Source organism: Enterocloster lavalensis (assembly GCF_046603895.1).
GTDB lineage: Bacteria > Bacillota > Clostridia > Lachnospirales > Lachnospiraceae > Enterocloster > Enterocloster lavalensis.
The window spans coordinates 1,538,316-1,554,917 of record NZ_CP176637.1; the positions used below are offsets into that span (position 1 = coordinate 1,538,316).

Below are 16,602 nucleotides of genomic sequence, written 5' to 3' on the forward strand. Positions count from 1 at the left end.
ACCAAGTTTCTCTCCTGCCGGGCCTGCATATGATCGAAAAATGAAACCGGCGCCCAGAGCGTGTCCGGAATCTGTTCCCGCCAGGGCACGCTTTAACGCGCCTAGTATAGCATAATTTCGGTTATTTTCCAATACCCCAATTCGTGTTTTTGCATATTTGTGCACGTTAAAATTCCATTAATTCCTGGAAAGAATGGTTCTTTCTGCCGAAAACTATACAAGTTGCGCTAAAATAAGCCCAAAATATACCGTTATAATTTTAACATTTTTCGATTAAACATGCATAATCCAATCGGCTTCCGGACAAAACGAAAGCGGGATATTCCAATCGAATATCCCGCCTCTTAATTCCAGCAGCCGTGCCGGGTGCAAGGGGTTTATAAAATTTGGGCATAGCTGCCCGAATTAAGAGCTGTGTAAAAAACATTTGGCTGCGGCTTCGCCGCGCCATTCTAAAACAGGACAAAAACAGGATGGAATCATATATAATTCCACCCTGATTTCATCGTCATATTACCACAATTATCGACAAATGTCAACTAATATTCATCGCTCGTTGACGTCACTTTTCACAACTACGGGTTGCTCTCCGCCGTAGACTCCTGTTTGGCCCGCTCCTCAGCGTACTGCCGGACCAAATCCAGCTGGCGCTCCTGAAACGCTTCGTCCGGCGGAATCTCGTTCCCGTCCTCATCCACCTCCACCGCGAACAGAAAGGTGCGGGCGTCGTTGATCTCGTAGCTGCAGGTCACCAGCGTGTACAGCGTCCTGGCCGGATACCGAACCGGTTCTGCGTAGGCGCAGGGCGACAGCATTTCCTTCACAAAGGCGTCGAAGGACTCCTGGCTCTTAAACCGCGTCTTGCGCACAATGGGTTTGGCCTCGCCGTAGTAGGCCGCCACCGATTTCAGGCGGATCTCCCGCTCCGGCGTATAGATGGTAAAAAACTGGTGCTCCTTAAAATACGCCTCGTCCTTGTACCGCACCACGTCCTTGAACATGGAGCCGTTTTTCATGTTATGGCCGTAAATGATATTGTTGCGGCCGTCGAAATCGCCCTGGCTCTCAAAATCCAGATAAATCGAACCCGCGATATTCTCCTCGCCGTTAAAATCATGGTTCAGGTAAAAGTCGTTGTCCGTTCCCTTGACGATGGGATAATTGATGTTGGTCCCCTCGATGGTAATCCAGCCCACGGTGTCCGGATTCTCCGCCCAAAGTGCTTCAAAATCGATGGGCGACTTGTAAGGCTCCGTCTCCGGTTCCGTCTGGGCTTCCGTCTGCGCCTCAGTTGTCTCCGGTTCTTCGGACGTCTGGCTTGCCAGCTGCGCCAGACGGTTGTACTCGTCCTGTGCCCGCTTGTTCTCCAGCCACTGGCTGAACACCATCCCCCCGCTGACCACTAAAACCAGGACCAGCACGATGATCACCAGGCGATGCAGTTTGTCTCTCATTCCGTCAAATTCCTTTCCTTACGCCGTCACTTCCCCGGCCGCCCCGGACTCCCGCTGAAAGCCCGCCCTGCGTACCGCTGAATCCACCATGATCAGCAGCTCCAAAAAGCTGCGGAAGCTGGCCTGCTCGCCCTTTTCCTTCCAGCAGACCGTACCCTGCCAGGTATCGTTCCTGCGAAAGAGCACGCGCACCAGGAACGTCATGGGGCCGATGCTCCCCCGGCAGACGCTTCCCTGCCGCGGCGTGATCACCGGATCATCCTGTACATCCGCCGGGCGCTCGCCCAGCATCAGCTCCAAATGGTCCAGGAGCTGGAACTCATTTTCAAAGAAAAACCGGTCCTTTACCGCCGGGTGGGATACCTCTCCGGCAAAGGTGCTGTCCTGATAATTGCAGACCGCCACCTCGCACATCTTCTTCCCTAGCGGGTCGGGCGCTCCGGTAGGCTGTCCGAGCACGCGGTCGAAAATGCGCATGAGCCCCATAAAGCTCTCAAACGGATACACCGTGCCGCTCTCCAGGTGGGTGATATTCCCCTGCCACGTGGCGTGATAGCGGTACTTCACATGCAGCCGGAAGGTGGCTAACTCCCCACAGTGCGTCCCGGGAGCTTCCGCGGTTGCAAACCCTGTCTCCTCACCGTCTGCCTCCGACTGCTTTCTCCGGAAACAGCGCTGGTCCACGCTCTTCATGGGATAATGGTTCACGTCGAACATACGGTTCAACACGCACGCCATCTGGGTCAGACTTTTGAAAACAACCGCGTCCTCCCGGCTCTCATGAAACACCAGTCCCTCCAGCCGCCGGTTCTCAAAACGATTTACCGCGATTGTGTAAAATTTGTATGAATTCGGCAATGCTCCTGTTCTCGCTACAGACATCGGTTCACCTACTTTTCTGTAAAATTAAGCCTATTCGCTCGATTATAGATCCTACTTTAGGTTCAGTATAGCAAACGCCGGTTACAAACCGGTTACAATTCGCCGGCTTTTCATAAAATTATATGGACATTTTTCGATTCCATAGGTATACTGGTTATATTGACAGAATGATAAAAGGAGATCCGATTAAAATGGAAACGTCCGCTCATGAATCACCGCAAACTATATATGTAAGAACGCTGGGAGGTTTTTCCATCACAGTGGACGGTAAAGAGATCAACGACAACAGCAACCAGTCCAAAAAGCCGTGGAGCCTTCTGGAATATCTGGTTGTTTTTCAGAAGAAAGATATCAGCGTCAACGAACTGATCGAGACGATCTGGCCGGACGACCCGGGCGCCAACCCCGGCGGGGCCTTAAAGACCCTGATGTTCCGCTCCCGCAAGCTCCTTGATCCCCTGGGAATCCCGCCTCAGAGGCTGTTGGTCCAGCAGCGCGGTTCCTACGCCTGGACCCAGGACATTAACACGGTCATGGACATCGACCAGTTCGAGTCCGTGTGCAATCAGGTTTTAAGCTCCGGCGGGGCGGTCAAGGACCCGGACCAGCTTTTGGCCATGTGTATGAAGGGTTTGGATCTCTACAAGGGCGATTTTCTTCCCAAGTCGGAGTATGAGTCCTGGGTGATCCCCATCAGCACCTACTACCACTCCCTGTACCAGAAATTGGTTTACAAAACCATCGAGCTGTTGATGGAGCGCGAGGACTACGGGGCCATCACCTCGGTGTGCCAGACCGCCATCGGCATCGAACCCTTTGACGAGCAGTTCCACTATTACCTGGTTTATTCTTTATATAAAGACAACCACATCAGCCAGGCGGTCGATCACTACAACCACACCCTGGACCTGTTTTACAACGAGTTTTCCATCTCCCCCTCCGAACATTTCAAGGAGCTCTACAAGACGATCCGCAACAAGGAGCAGGGGATCAACACCAATCTGGACTCCATCCAGGAGGCCCTGCGGGAGGAAGCCAGCAGCGGCGCGTTCTACTGCGAATACCCGGTTTTCCGGGATTTGTACCAGCTGGAGCGGCGGGCCATCGAGCGGACCGGCGATTCCATCTACCTGTGCCTGCTGACGCTCTGCGATCTGGACGGCCAGGTTCCGAAGATGAACGTGCTGAACAGGGCCATGGAACACTTAAACGGCGCAATCCGCAATTCCCTGCGCTGCAGCGACGTCTACACCCGCTACAGCGTCAGCCAGTACATCATCCTTCTGCCCACCGTGACCGCGGAGAAGGGGGAGATGGTGTTAAAACGGATCATCGGCAACTTCCACCGGCAGTACAACCGCCGTGACCTCTCCGTCGAGCACCGGTTGCAGCCCGTGCTTCCCTGGGAGCGCAAAAACGACATGGAGGCTGCCCTATAAAACGCCATAACAACGCAAAAAAGTCCGGCGAGACCAGAATCTGGTTTCACCGGACTTTTTTTATGCCAAATCTGCGTTCCGCCCGGCGAACATTCGCCGGAGTTGTTTCATCACATATCCGTAGGCCGGAATCAGGAATAGATCCGCCGCCACCCAGGCCACCGGGCTGGCAAAGCAGACCGCGATGTAACCGAACCTGGGCACCAGCACAAATCCCACAAAGGAGCGGGCAATCATCTCGCAGACGCCGGCCAGGATCGCGAACTTGGAAAAACCCATGCCCTGGATCAGGAAACGCATCACGTTGACGAACACCAGCGGGATGAACAGCAGGCCGTTCCCCAGCAGGAACATCCGCGTATTGCGCAGCAGCTCTGTCTCCCCCCGGTCCACAAACAGGAGGGCGATCTGATCGCCGAACAGGTAGAGCACCCCCAGGGCGGCGACCGCGTAGATTATGCCCAGATACAGGCAGGCCTTCATGCCCGGGGCGATGCGGTCCAGCTTGCCCGCGCCCACGTTCTGGCCTCCGTAGGTGGCAATGGTGGAGCCCAGGGCGTCAAAGGGACAGCAGAGGAAAATGACGATCTTGCTGCCCGCGGTGACGGCCGCCACGGCCATGGAACCCAGGGAATTCACGGCGGTCTGTAAAATCACGCTTCCGATGGCCGTGATGGAATACTGCAGGCCCATGGGAATGCCCATGCCGCACAGGATCTTCATGTAATCCTTGCGGGGCTTCCACTCGTCCCCCTGCATTTTCAGGATCGTGAACTTTTTGCGCATGTAGAGCAGGCACAGCAGACCGGACACCGCCTGGGCGGTGAGGGTGGCCCACCCGGCCCCGGCCACTCCCATGTTCAGCACCAGGATGGTAAAGAAGTCCAGGGCCACGTTGAGCACGGAGGAGAACAGCAGAAAGATAAGCGGGGTGGTGCTGTCGCCCAGGGAGCGGATGGTACAGGACAGCAGGTTGTAGAGGTAGGTCGCCGGGATGCCCAAAAAGATCACAAAAATATAGCGGTAGGCACCGTCGATAATATCCGCCGGAGTGTCCATCCACAGCAGAATATCCCGGCAGAGCACGCAGACCGCCGACGTCATCACCACGGAAAAAATTGCCGCAAGCCAGCCGCTGTTGGCCACAAACCGCCGCAGGGCGCTGTCATTTTTCTCGCCGAACTTCTGAGCTACCGGGATGGCGAAACCGCTGCACACGCCCAGGCAGAAGCCGATGATCATAAAGTTGATGGAGCCGGTGGCGCCCACGGCCGCCAGCGCCTGCACCCCCAGGCATTTGCCCACAATAATCGTATCCGCCATGTTGTAGAGCTGCTGAAACAGCAGACCGAACACCATGGGGACAAAAAAGCCCCAGATCAGCTTCATGGGGCTGCCCTCGGTCATATCCCGGGCGCCTGCGCCTTTGGCCATTGTTTTTTCCTCGCTTCCGTATTGTTTCCGTTACCGGTCGTTGACCGATACTAAATTTACTCTGAACCCGCGGATTTGGCAAGTAGAAAAAAATGCCGGAGGATTCATTTCCTCCGGCATTATCCACAATCATTTCAAAAAATTACGGTTTAATCCACAACTTCGATGCGTTCAATCACCGGCTGGTCCTCCTTGGCAACCGAGCCGTTGTTGTCCTGCACCGGCGTGTCCTCGCAGAGCTTGTCCACCACGTCCATGCCGTCGGTTACATAACCGAAGGCCGCGTACTGGCCGTCGAGATGCGGGCTGTCCTGGTGTACGATAAAGAACTGGGAGCTGGCGCTGTCCGGGTACTGGGAGCGGGCCATGGAGATGGCTCCCCGGGTGTGCTGCAGGGGATTTTCCACGCCGTTGGCGGCGAACTCGCCCTTGATCATCTGGTCCGATCCGCCCATTCCGGTGCCCAGGGGATCTCCGCCCTGGATCATAAATCCGGTGATGATGCGGTGGAAGGTCAGCCCGTCGTAGAAGCCCTCGCCGGCCAGCTTTAAAAAGTTGGTGACGCTGATGGGCGCCTCGTCCGCATACAGCTCCACGGAGATGGTGCCGTAGTCCTTGACCTCGATCTTCACGTGGTGACGGCCGGTTGCCAGCTCCGTGGGCTCGGTTTCAGCCTCGGCCCCGGACTCCGCCTTGGTTTCGGCACCTGCCGTATCCTCCGCCTTGGTCTCCTTCTCTTTGTCGGCCTTAACAGGCTTCTCCTGCGCGGCGGATGTGGCCCACTGTGTGGAACCCTCTGCCTCCGCTTTACGGCTGCAGCCCGCCAGAACCGTCACGGCCAGCGCGGCCGCCAACAATGCATACGTCAATTTTCTCATGTCCGATCATTCCTTTTCCTTTAAATTCTGAGTGAATACTTCTCCTGCGGCACATGCCGCAGCCACTATTGTACCACTGCCCCTTGCAATGCGTAAAGCACTTTATGATTTTTCCATAAACCGGCAAATTTTTATTAATATTCTCCTAATTTTTCTTACGGTTGCGCCCTCCTTCTTTACATTTGGGGACTGCGCGGATAGTATACTGTGTATAAAAGGGAGGAATGATTTATGTTGCTGTTGAATACCGTATTGGGTTTTCTTAAGGACAACGGGCGCAATCTGTTCCGGCTTCTGGCGGCCAGCTGGCTCATGACCAACACCATGTGCCTGCTCATGAACAGCTCCGCCATTTTCACGCTGGATTTTGTGCGGCAGATATCGCTGCGTTGTTATTTCGGGCTCTGGGCCGGAATCTACGCCTGCCTGGCCCTTCTGATGGTTCTGTCCGGAAGAGCCGGACGGCTGCGCTTTCCCCTGGCTCCCAGTGTGGCGATGTACGCGGCGGCCCTGGTGATCAAGGAGGCTCTAGTGCTATGAGGGCCCGCCTGGAGAAGCTGACCGCCGGGCGGAGGCTGTGGGTCCTGCTGGGCGCAGCGGCGTTTCTCTGGTTTTCTTTCACCGCCGGCATGACGGTGCTGCGCTACCGGCTGAACTATTCCCCAGCCTATGATTTTGGAATATTTTGCCAAATGTATTATTACCTGGACAAATGCCTACAGCCCCTGACCACCGTGGAACGGGACGGACTTTTGTCCCATTTTGCTGTGCATTTGTCCCCCATTTTCTATGCCCTGCTGCCCTTTTACAAGCTGGTTCCCAGGCCGGAAACCCTGCTGGTGCTGCAGGCCCTTCTGGTGATTGCCGGGCTGATCCCCCTGTGCCTTTTGGCCGGGGCTTTGAAATGCACCCGCCCGCAGATTCTGTGCTTCGGCCTGGTCTACTGCGCCTATCCCGCGTTTATGGGCGGCTGTTTTTACGATTTTCACGAGAACAAATTTCTGACCCTGATCATTCTCTGGGTCCTGTATTTTATGGAAACGCGGCGTTTCAAATCCATGCTGGCCTGCCTGGCGCTCCTGCTGATGGTGAAGGAGGACGCGCCCGTGTACGCGGCCTGCATCGGACTCTACCTGTTTTTAGGGAAACGGGAGTACCGGCTGGGCGGGCTGGTGTTTATCGCCTCCTGCCTGTATTTTGTCATGGCCGTGTGGTATATCAACCGTTTCGGGGACGGGGCCATGATCAACCGCTTCGACAACTACATCTCCGACAAGCGCCTGGGGCTTGCCAGCATGTTCAAAACCATCCTGGTAAACCCGGCCTACGTGCTCTCCCAGATCGCAGTGGAGGACAAGATTCTTTTCTTTCTGGAAATGCTGCTGCCCCTGGGATTTCTGCCCCTGATGACGAGACAGTGGCAGCGCCTGACGCTGCTCATCCCCTTTGTGCTGATCAACCTGATGTCCAATTATAAGTATCAGCATTCCATTTTTTTCCAGTACACCTACGGCACCGGGGCGCTGCTCTTCTACCTGGCAATGATCAATCTGCGCAGTTTAAACCGGGCCGGGCTTTGGCGGAGGGAGCTGATCCCCCGGCTTCTGGCCTCCGGCCTGCTCTGCGCCCTGGTCATCACCGCCACGGTGGTATGCTCCAAAACCAAATACATCCGGCTTTACGGGCGCTATCATGAGAAAGCGGCCCAGGCCCGGGAGCTTCTGGCCCAGATACCAAAGGATGCGGCGGTCCGCTCCTCCACCTTTTTCGTGCCTCAGCTCTCCATGCGGGACGAGATTTACCTCCTCGACAGCGGCCATGAGGCTGGGTACGCGGTGGTGGATCTGCGGGCAAACTACGAGAAAAATCTGGAACAAACCCTGGAACAGCTGGAAAAGGACGGCTATGAGGAGGCCGGACGGGTGGACCGGTATGTGGCTGTGTTTGAGAAAACGGCCCGCTAGCGTGCGGGCCGTCTCAGTCTTTGGGCTGCTTCAGCTCATGGGCTGCCTCTGTCCATGGGCCGCCTCAGTCCCTGGGCTGCTTCAGTCCATGGACCGCCTCAACTCTCAGCCCCCGCCGCGGCCAACCGCGGCTTCAAAAGCCAGTGGTACGCCAGGCACATCCCAATGGTAACCGCCATATCCGGCAGCGTATTGCCCACCGGGGTGTCCACATGCATGAGCAGACGGTAGGCTGCAAAACCCAAGAACCAGATCACCAGGTTGGGCACATGGTAACCGAGACCGCTGCGGTCCGCCTTCAGGAAGAAAAAATCCGCGATCTGAATGGCGATCATGGGCGCGAACACGGACCCGATCAGATAGAGGAAATCCGTGATATTGTCCATGGGGTAGATGATGGCCGCGGCCGTTCCAATCACGGTCACCGCCACCGCGGCCCATTTTTCTCGGATGGTTTCGGAAATGGACACGCTGGACACGCCTGCGGAGTAGGCGTCCAAAAAGGTGGTGGTCACGGTGGACAGGATGATGATCAGCAGTCCCGCCATGCCCAGCCCGGCCTTTACCATAATCTGGGAAATATCCGTTACGCCGGTAAAAATCGCCGCGCCCATGCCGATCACGTACATCCAGACGCTCACCAAGCCGTAGACCACCGCGCTGGCCGCCGTGGCCGCCAGGGGTTTCTCAGCCTCCCTGGTATAGTCGCTGATCAGGGGCAGCCAGGACAAGGGCATGGCAACGGACAGCTCCACGGCAGCCCCGAAGCTCATGGCCTCCCCTTCTCCGGCCATACTTCCCCCGCCGCGTCCAAAGAAGATCACCTTGCACAGGATCAGGGTTAAAATAAACAGCGCGGCCATGGCCACCATGTTTATTTTCCCAAGATTCCGTATTCCGATCAGAATCCAGACCAGAATCAGTCCGCCGATGACCAGGCACCACACCGTCTGCCCGGCTCCCAGCGCGCCCCCGGCCGCCAGGGCTCCGTCGTAGATCATGATGGCAGTCCAACCCAGCAGCTGAAGCACGTTTAATGTGGAAAACAGCAGGCTGCCTTTATGGCCGAAGCTCATTTTCACCGTCTCCATGGCGCTGCGCCGGGCAAAACCGCCGATAAGTCCGGCCAGAAACAGCAGGCTGCAGCCGATCACGTGGCCCAGCAAAATGGCCGCCAGGCCCTTCGCCATCCCCAAAGGAGCCAGGTAGGTGCCCGTGAGGATTTCCGCGATGGACACTCCGGCTCCAAACCAGATCAGGCCGTTGTTTAATATGGAAGTTCCCTTTCTCGTTCCGCTCATAGTCCCCTCCCCCTCAATACTCGCCGTGGATGGCAAACGCGTGGTTCATGGGACCGCTGCCCCTGCCTAAGTCCAGCATATCGGAGAGCGCCAGGGACAGATAGCGTTTGGCCATCTCCACCGAGGCATCCAGATCCCGGCCCTTGGCCAGGTTGGAGGCGATGGCGCTGGACAGGGTGCAGCCGGTTCCGTGGGTGTTGGGGTTGTGGATGCGTTTTCCCCGGAACCATTTGAGACGGCCGTCGCGGTACAGCAGGTCGTTGGCATCGTTGAGCTGATGGCCGCCTTTGACCAGAACGGCGCAGCCGTATGTATTCCCGATCAAAGCCGCCGCCCGCTCCATGTCCTCCGCCGTGCGCACGTCCATGCCGGAAAGCACCTCCGCCTCCGGGATATTGGGCGTCAGCACTGTTGCCATGGGCAGCAGCCTTTCCTTCAGCGTCTCCACGGCCTCCTCCCCGATGAGGCGGGCGCCGCTGGTGGCCACCATCACCGGGTCCACCACAATATTTGCGGCCCCGTAGTGGGCCAGCCGCTCTGTGATCACCTCGATCAGACGGCTGGAGGAAACCATACCGATTTTAACTGCATCCGGGTAGATATCCGTGAAAATATCGTCGATCTGTTCCCTTAAAAATTCCGGAGTTACCTCCATAATCCCTGTTACGCCGGTGGTATTCTGGGCCGTCAGGGCCGTGACCGCGCTCATGGCGTATACCCCGTGAGCGGTCATGGTCTTGATATCTGCCTGGATGCCGGCGCCTCCGCTGGAATCGCTTCCAGCGATTGTTAATGCTGTGTTCATTTTGTTCTCCCTTCGCATTAATTTTGTCAGAGCGCGCCGATGTCCGCCGCGCTCCTGGCGACAGAAGGTGGTGCCCCCAATCTGCCGCCGGTCTGTTGTTCTATTTCAAGGCCTGTTGGTAAAAGCCGTTGAAATCCGTAAAATCCTCCATGGCGTAATCCGCCAGCTGTTCCAGCTGTTCCCGGTCCCCATCCGCGGACGGGTCGCGGACCACGGCTACCCGGTACCCCGCGCGCCCGGCGGTGGAGGCGGCAAAAAACGCATCCTCAAAGACCCAGACGGACTGCGGTTTGGGTCCGCCCAGGCTGCGGTTCGCCAGGTGGTACACGTCGGGCCTGGATTTACCCGCCCCCGCCTGGGCGCAGGTGAAAATGCCCTTAAACCGCGACAGCAGCCCCAGCCGTTTTAAGGCTGCCTCCACCAGCCGCCGGTCGCTGGAGGTGGCGACCGCCATGGGAATCCCGCGCTCCTGCAGCTGCCGCAAAAACGCCTCCAGCCCGGCTTTGGGCTGGACCCGGTGGAAATAAAAGTCCTCAATCGCAGCGCTGACGCCGCAAATGATCTCCTCCCGGCTCTGGGACAGGCCGTAGCGGGCGATCAGGTAATCCGCGCCTTCGGCCATGGACATAGGATAGAGAATTCTCCCCAGCCCCGGCTCCGGGACATACCCCAATCCCTCCAGATACAGGGCCGCGGCGTTGTCCCAGATGGGCATGGAGTCAAGCAGCGTGCCGTCCGCGTCGAAAATGGCCCCGGCAATCATGTGTTCACCATCTGCTCCACCGCCGCTTTTAAGTCCGCGGTGGCGGCTTCGATCTGCTTCTGGGCGAAAATAGCGCTGACCACGGCCACGCCGCAGATTCCGCTGCCCGCCAACATCCCCACGTTTCCGCGGTTGATCCCGCCGATGGCGATCACCGGGATGTCCACCGCGCGGCAGATGTCCCGCAGCGTCTCATAGGGGACGTCCGTGGCGTCCTGCTTGGTTCCGGTGGGAAACACAGCTCCCACCCCCAGGTAGTCCGCGCCCCGCTGTTGCGCCAGCAGCGCCTGTTCCACCGTTTGGGCGGAAACGCCGATGATCTTGTCTGCGCCAAGCCTGGCGCGCACATCCCCGGCCTCCATGTCGCTCTGGCCCACATGGACGCCGTCCGCGTCCACCGCGGCTGCGATCTCGACGTTGTCGTTGATCAGAAACGGTACCCCAAAGCGCCTGCAGAGCGTCTTTAGCTCCCTGGCCTCGGCCAGAAAATGCTCCTGGTCCAGCGCCTTCTCCCGCAGCTGGATAAAGGTGGCTCCTCCCCGGAGGGCCGCCTCCACCTGCTCATACAGCGTGGCCCCGTTTAACCAGCTGCGGTCCGTCACCGCGTACAACAGCAAATCCTTTTTATCGCACCTCATATTTTGCCCCCCTTTCCAGCTCCCGGCCGTCCATATTACAGATCGCGTCGATGATGCGGCTGCGGTAAGCGGCGTTGCCGTCCCCAGGCGCCATACGCGAAAAACCGATCTCCCCGGCCAGCCCCATCAGGCAGACCGCGGCAGCCGCGGCCTCCAGACAGTTGCCGGGATTTGCCGCCACGTAGGCAGCCGTAAGGGCGGACAGCTGGCAGCCGGTCCCGGTGACCTTTCCCATCTCCGGGCGGCCGTTGCGGATCACATAGCAGCGCTCAGCGTCCGCCACCAGATCGATGGCCCCCGTCACGGCCACAATGGCCCCGTCTCTGGCGGAGAGATCCTTCACAAAGGCGATTGCGGATTCCAGATTGTCCTCCGTCACCACGTCCTCCACGCTGGCGTCCACCCCCCGGGTGTTGCCGCTGCCCGCTGCCAGCGTCTTGATCTCAGACATATTGCCGCGGACAACGGTGAACCGGATCTCCCTTATCAACCTTCTGGCCGTCTCGGTGCGCAGGGTGCTGGCCCCCGCTCCCACCGGGTCCAGAACCACCGGGTGGTTCAGGGCCTGCGCCGCCTTCCCCGCCTTCAGCATGGACGGAATGGTGCGGCTGTTCAGGGTGCCGATGTTGATGTTGAGGCCGCTGCAGATGGCGGTGATCTCCTCCACTTCCCCCTCGTCGTCGGCCATAATGGGACTTGCGCCGCATGCTAACAGCACATTAGCCACGTCGTTGACCGTGACATAGTTGGTGATATTGTGAATCAGGGGTACCGTGTTCCTCACATTTTCCAGACAGGTTTTAAACATTGTGTTTCCTCCTCTTTCTCTCCGGCCGCGCTGGCGGACCATCGGTCCATTGCATCCAATAAAAAAGCTGCGATGCAACCAATGAAAGGCAGCATCACAGCGATATGATACAAGTGGCTATGGTTCCCTACGTTGGCATTATCCAAATCAGGTTAAGGGTCGAAGCAGTCTCAGCTTCCTCTCAGCCCACTACTGTGAGCTCCCCGCTTTTTGATTTTACGAACTCTATTATACACTGGTTTGCAGATTATTCAAGCATTTTTTGACAAATGCCGCCGGAATACCGCCGGAGAAATAACGCCGAAGGCCACCGGATGGACGCCGCGCAACCACGGCGCCGCGCTCCCGGGTACAGGCCCCCGTCACCACTCCGCGATGGAGCCGTCCCGGTGGCGCCACACGGGATTTTTCCAGCTGTGGGGCGTGCGGTTTTCCTCCAGCACCAGCTCCCGGTTGACCTCCACGCCGATACCGGGCTTTACCGGCAGCCGGACATAGCCGTCCACGAACGCGAAGTCCTCCTTGTTCTTCACATAGTCCAGAACAGACTTGCCCACATTGTAGTGGATGCCCATGCTCTGCTCCTGGATCACCGCGTTGTAGCTGGTGGCGTCCACCTGCAAACAGGAGGCAAGGGCGATGGGGCCTAAGGGGCAGTGGGGAGCCAGCGCCACGTCGTGGGCCTCGGCCATGGCCGCGATCTTCTTCACCTCGGTGATTCCGCCCGCGTGGGAAAGGTCTGGCTGGATAATATCCACTCCGCCGCTGGCAAACAGGCGCTTGAAATCATATTTTGTGAACAGACGCTCGCCGGTGGCGATGGGGATGTTGCAGCAGTCCGCGATCTCCTTAAACAGCTCCATATACTCGCAGAGCACCGGCTCCTCCAGGAACATGGGATCGAACTCCTCCAGCTTCTTCGCCAGTATCTTGGCCATGGGCTTGTGCACCCGGCCGTGGAAATCCACCGCGATGCCGAAATACTTGCCGCAGGACTCCCGGATGGCGGCTACCCGCTCCAGCACCTGGTCCACCTTCTCGTAGCTGTCGATATACTGCAATTCCTCGGTGGCGTTCATCTTCACCGCCGTGAACCCGGCGTCCTTTCGCTCCTTTGCGGTCGCGCCCACGTCCGTGGGACGGTCGCCGCCCACCCAGCTGTAAACCCGCATGCGGTCCCGGCAGGCTCCGCCCATGAGCTCGTACACCGGCGCGTTAAAATATTTGCCCTTGATATCCCACAGCGCCTGGTCGATACCCGCGATGGCGCTCATCAGCACGCCGCCGCCCCTGTAAAATCCAGCCCGGTACAGGGTGGTCCAGATATCCTCAATCCGTCTGGGATCGGCCCCGATCAGGTACTCGCTCATCTCCTCCACGCAGGCCTGTACCGTGGCCGCATGGCCCTCCAGCACGGCCTCCCCCCAGCCGCACAGACCGTCGTCCGTACAAATTTCCACAAATCCCCAGCGGGGACGCACCAGATATGTGTTCACTGACTTGATCTTCATCGATTTTTCCTTCTCCTTTTGACAATTTCAGAACAGCCAACACTCAGCCCTTGTAAGCCGCCCTGCCCGCGTTGGCCCGTTTCACCAGCTCCGCCACATAGGCGGCGCAGGCCTTCCAGTCCTTAGCCTTAACCGCTTCCTTTGGCATAATATTGCTGCCCAGGCCCGCGCCCAGATAGCCCCGGCGGAAGAACTCTTCAATGTTGTCCGCGCTCACGCCGCCGATGGCCACGTACTCCGTGTCGTCAAAGGGGCCTTTCAGGCTCTTGATATAGGACATGGGCATATCCCCGGCCGGGAACAGCTTCATGGTGTGGTAGCCGTGGTTCACGCACATGGCCACGTCGGAGGGCGTCAGCGCCCCCGGCAGAAACGGCACCTTTTGCTCCCGGCACCACTCCAGCATCTCCGCCTGGGTGGACGGGGTCAGCAAAAATCCGGCTCCAGCCTCCAGCGCCTTTTCAGCCCGCTCCGGTGTGATGGCCGTGCCCGCGCCGATCATCACGTCCTCCCCGAATTCCTTCCGAAGCATGGCGATCTGCTCATATCCATGTACCGAGTTAAGCGCCACCTCAAAAATCTTCACCCCACCGGCCACCACGGCCCCGGCATAGTCCAGAGTGTCCTCAAGGGCCACGTTCCGCATGATCGCCAGCACCGGGCGCTCCGCAAATACTTCCCGCATATCCATAAATTTCTCTTCTCCTTTCTGCCACAACAAACGGCTTACGCCGTAAACTCCATTTTCAGGTTTTAACGGTAAATCTGCGCGCGGTTCTCCAGAATCCGCTGCAGCTTTCTCCGGTCCGGGTACCCTTCCGTGTCCCCGTCCGTCTCCGTGGCCATGGCTCCGGCCACTGCGCCCATGCGTCCGCAGGTCTGAAGGTCGCAGCCCTCCAAAACCCCGGCCAGAAACGCGGCGTTAAAGGCGTCTCCCGCCCCGATGGGGTCCACCGGCCGGCAGGGCCAGGGCTCCAGATACAGAATCTGTTTTCCGTCGGAGGCCCACGCGCCGTTTCCGCCGTCCTTTAAAACCGCCAGCTGGACCGCTCCGTCCCCGTACACGGCCGCAAAGATTTCCTCCGGACTCTCCCCGCCGTACAGAACCTTCGCCTCGTCCAGTCCCATGAGCAGGATCTGGCTCTCCCGGCAAAAATCCCTCAGCATAGGCGCGTAATCCCGGTCTCCCCAGAGCTTGCGGCGGATGTTTGGGTCAAAGCTGATCCGCACCCCGTGGCGTTTTGCCAGCTCCACCGCGCGCTCCACGGTCCGGCGGCAGCTCTCCGACAGGACCGGCGTGATCCCCGTGATGTGCAGAATCTCGGCCTCCTCAAACAGGCTTTCATCCAGGTCCTCCGGCTCCATGGCGCTGGCCGCGGAGTGTTTCCGGTAATAGTAAACCGCCGTCTCTCCCCGGCTGGTCTCCTTGAACATGATCCCCGTGGGGTTGGCCTCGTCAAAGCGCACCGCCCGGGTGTCCACGCCCTCGGAGCGGATCATATTCTGAACATAGTGGCCAAACTCGTCCTCCCCCAGCCGGCTGATCCACAGCACCTCGTGCCCCAGCTTGGCCAGTCCCACCGCCAGGTTGCTCTCCGCCCCGGCGATCCGCGGGTGAAAGCTGCTCACATAGCGCAGCGGCGCGGCCGAATCCGGCGAAAAGCACACCATCGTCTCCCCAAGTGTTATCACCTTTGCCATTCCCTTATCCCTCTTTCTTTAATGATATATTTGTAACAGGTCAGGACGGCTGGAAAACCGGATACCCTGAATTATCCTGTTTTAAATACTGTTATTTCATCAGGCTCTGGCCGCCTCTTTCTCCGCGGCCCGGCGGCCCGCCTGCCCGGACTCCACCCGGGAGTACAAAAGCACGCCGCCCACCGTCACCAGACCGCCCGCCACCTGAAGCGCGGCCGGGATTTCCCCAAACAGCATCATAGCGAACAGGGAGGCCGCCACCGGCTCGCACAGCTTGGAGGCTGAGACAAAGGAGGGCGAAAAATACTTCAGGCACCAGCTGAAAATGCTGTGCCCCAGTAAGGTGGAAAACACCGCCAACAGCAGTCCCACCACCACGGAGCTCATCCCATGCCCGGTCAGGCTCTGTCCGGAAAAAAACGTGGCCCCGCACAGGGAAAGCGCGCAGAACACATAGACGATGAAGGTGTAAACCGTGGTGCTCATCCCCCGCCGGACCTGCCGCCCGATCAGGGTGTACACCGCGGAGAACATGGCAGCCGCCAGGGCCAGGGCGTCGCCCCACAGATGGTTCCCTCCGGCGGAGTAATCCGACAAGGCGATCATCAGACTGCCCGCCACGGTGACCGCGATGCTGGCAGCCGCCATTTTCGGAATCCGGCCTCCCAGCACCGCCAGAAATCCCAGGGCCACCCAGATCACCTCCGTGCACACAATCGCCGTGGAGCTGGCCACCGACGTCTGGTTCAGGGACTCAAACCACGCCGTGAAATGCAGGGCCAGGAAAATCCCGCTGACCGCGCACAGAACCACGGTCCGCCGGTCCGCCGCCGCCAGTTCCTTGCGGAAGTTCCGGCTCCCAAATACCATGGGCAGCATCAGCGCCACGGTCCACAACAGCCGGTAGGCGGCCGTCACCACCGAAGGGGCCTGGGAATATTTTACAAATATTGCCGAGAGTGAGACTCCCAGAATCCCCACCACAATCATACTCATCGGATGCTTCTCAAACCATTTCATCTCA

General features: G+C 58.5%; 16 protein-coding genes and 1 riboswitch. Of the genes, 3 read left to right on the forward strand and 13 right to left on the reverse strand.

Annotated elements, in window-relative coordinates; translation table 11 throughout:
• Window positions 1-575: 575 nt before the first annotated feature.
• Entirely contained in the window at window positions 576-1,454 is an 879-nt protein-coding gene (gene srtB / locus ACK2JC_RS06780; RefSeq protein WP_320938084.1) for a class B sortase, read from the reverse strand.
• A gap of 18 nt (window positions 1,455-1,472) precedes the next feature.
• Entirely contained in the window at window positions 1,473-2,312 is an 840-nt protein-coding gene (locus tag ACK2JC_RS06785) for a hypothetical protein (protein ID WP_320938083.1), read from the reverse strand.
• A gap of 215 nt (window positions 2,313-2,527) precedes the next feature.
• On the opposite strand from ACK2JC_RS06785, the gene ACK2JC_RS06790 reads away from it, so the two are divergent.
• Complete coding sequence (locus tag ACK2JC_RS06790) at window positions 2,528-3,775, forward strand: BTAD domain-containing putative transcriptional regulator (protein ID WP_320938082.1); 1,248 nt, start codon at window positions 2,528-2,530, stop codon at window positions 3,773-3,775.
• 60 nt (window positions 3,776-3,835) lie between these two features.
• On the opposite strand, the gene ACK2JC_RS06795 is transcribed toward ACK2JC_RS06790, so the two are convergent.
• Window positions 3,836-5,209 (reverse strand): MATE family efflux transporter, encoded by a 1,374-nt coding sequence (locus tag ACK2JC_RS06795; RefSeq protein ID WP_320938081.1) that lies wholly within the window; start codon window positions 5,207-5,209, stop codon window positions 3,836-3,838.
• 149 nt (window positions 5,210-5,358) lie between these two features.
• Window positions 5,359-6,087: a peptidylprolyl isomerase gene (locus ACK2JC_RS06800; RefSeq protein ID WP_276950922.1), complete on the reverse strand. Its 729-nt coding sequence runs from the start codon at window positions 6,085-6,087 to the stop codon at window positions 5,359-5,361.
• A gap of 231 nt (window positions 6,088-6,318) precedes the next feature.
• On the opposite strand from ACK2JC_RS06800, the gene ACK2JC_RS06805 reads away from it, so the two are divergent.
• Both ACK2JC_RS06805 and ACK2JC_RS06810 read left to right on the forward strand, forming a co-directional pair.
• Entirely contained in the window at window positions 6,319-6,627 is a 309-nt protein-coding gene (locus ACK2JC_RS06805; RefSeq protein WP_092368684.1) for a hypothetical protein, read from the forward strand.
• Window positions 6,624-8,051, forward strand: coding sequence for a DUF2079 domain-containing protein (locus ACK2JC_RS06810; RefSeq protein ID WP_320937810.1), 1,428 nt, complete (start codon window positions 6,624-6,626; stop codon window positions 8,049-8,051). The genes ACK2JC_RS06805 and ACK2JC_RS06810 overlap by 4 nt, the downstream gene beginning before the upstream one ends.
• 98 nt (window positions 8,052-8,149) lie before the next feature.
• Here the strand turns inward: ACK2JC_RS06810 and cytX are convergent, their stop codons facing one another.
• The 9 genes from cytX to ACK2JC_RS06855 form a co-directional block, all read right to left on the reverse strand.
• Window positions 8,150-9,352, reverse strand: coding sequence for a putative hydroxymethylpyrimidine transporter CytX (gene cytX / locus ACK2JC_RS06815; protein ID WP_320937809.1), 1,203 nt, complete (start codon window positions 9,350-9,352; stop codon window positions 8,150-8,152).
• A gap of 13 nt (window positions 9,353-9,365) precedes the next feature.
• The gene (gene thiD, locus ACK2JC_RS06820; protein WP_320937808.1) at window positions 9,366-10,157 is read right to left on the reverse strand and encodes a bifunctional hydroxymethylpyrimidine kinase/phosphomethylpyrimidine kinase; all 792 of its coding nucleotides are present in this window, start codon (window positions 10,155-10,157) and stop codon (window positions 9,366-9,368) included.
• Between the two features lie 100 nt (window positions 10,158-10,257).
• Window positions 10,258-10,920, reverse strand: a complete 663-nt coding sequence (locus ACK2JC_RS06825; protein WP_320937807.1) for an HAD family phosphatase — start codon at window positions 10,918-10,920, stop codon at window positions 10,258-10,260.
• Entirely contained in the window at window positions 10,917-11,558 is a 642-nt protein-coding gene (gene thiE, locus ACK2JC_RS06830; RefSeq protein WP_320937806.1) for a thiamine phosphate synthase, read from the reverse strand. The genes ACK2JC_RS06825 and thiE overlap by 4 nt, the downstream gene beginning before the upstream one ends.
• The gene (gene thiM / locus ACK2JC_RS06835; RefSeq protein ID WP_107434503.1) at window positions 11,545-12,366 is read right to left on the reverse strand and encodes a hydroxyethylthiazole kinase; all 822 of its coding nucleotides are present in this window, start codon (window positions 12,364-12,366) and stop codon (window positions 11,545-11,547) included. The genes thiE and thiM overlap by 14 nt, the downstream gene beginning before the upstream one ends.
• Before the next feature lie 106 nt (window positions 12,367-12,472).
• A riboswitch (TPP riboswitch) is annotated at window positions 12,473-12,582 on the reverse strand.
• A 146-nt stretch (window positions 12,583-12,728) separates the two neighbouring features.
• The gene (gene dgoD / locus ACK2JC_RS06840; RefSeq protein ID WP_320937805.1) at window positions 12,729-13,877 is read right to left on the reverse strand and encodes a galactonate dehydratase; all 1,149 of its coding nucleotides are present in this window, start codon (window positions 13,875-13,877) and stop codon (window positions 12,729-12,731) included.
• Window positions 13,878-13,920: 43 nt separating this feature from the next.
• Window positions 13,921-14,568: a bifunctional 4-hydroxy-2-oxoglutarate aldolase/2-dehydro-3-deoxy-phosphogluconate aldolase gene (locus ACK2JC_RS06845; protein ID WP_276950913.1), complete on the reverse strand. Its 648-nt coding sequence runs from the start codon at window positions 14,566-14,568 to the stop codon at window positions 13,921-13,923.
• Between the two features lie 62 nt (window positions 14,569-14,630).
• Window positions 14,631-15,578, reverse strand: coding sequence for a sugar kinase (locus ACK2JC_RS06850; protein WP_107434506.1), 948 nt, complete (start codon window positions 15,576-15,578; stop codon window positions 14,631-14,633).
• Between the two features lie 99 nt (window positions 15,579-15,677).
• The gene (locus tag ACK2JC_RS06855; RefSeq protein WP_320937804.1) at window positions 15,678-16,598 is read right to left on the reverse strand and encodes a DMT family transporter; all 921 of its coding nucleotides are present in this window, start codon (window positions 16,596-16,598) and stop codon (window positions 15,678-15,680) included.
• Between the last annotated feature and the right edge of the window lie 4 nt (window positions 16,599-16,602).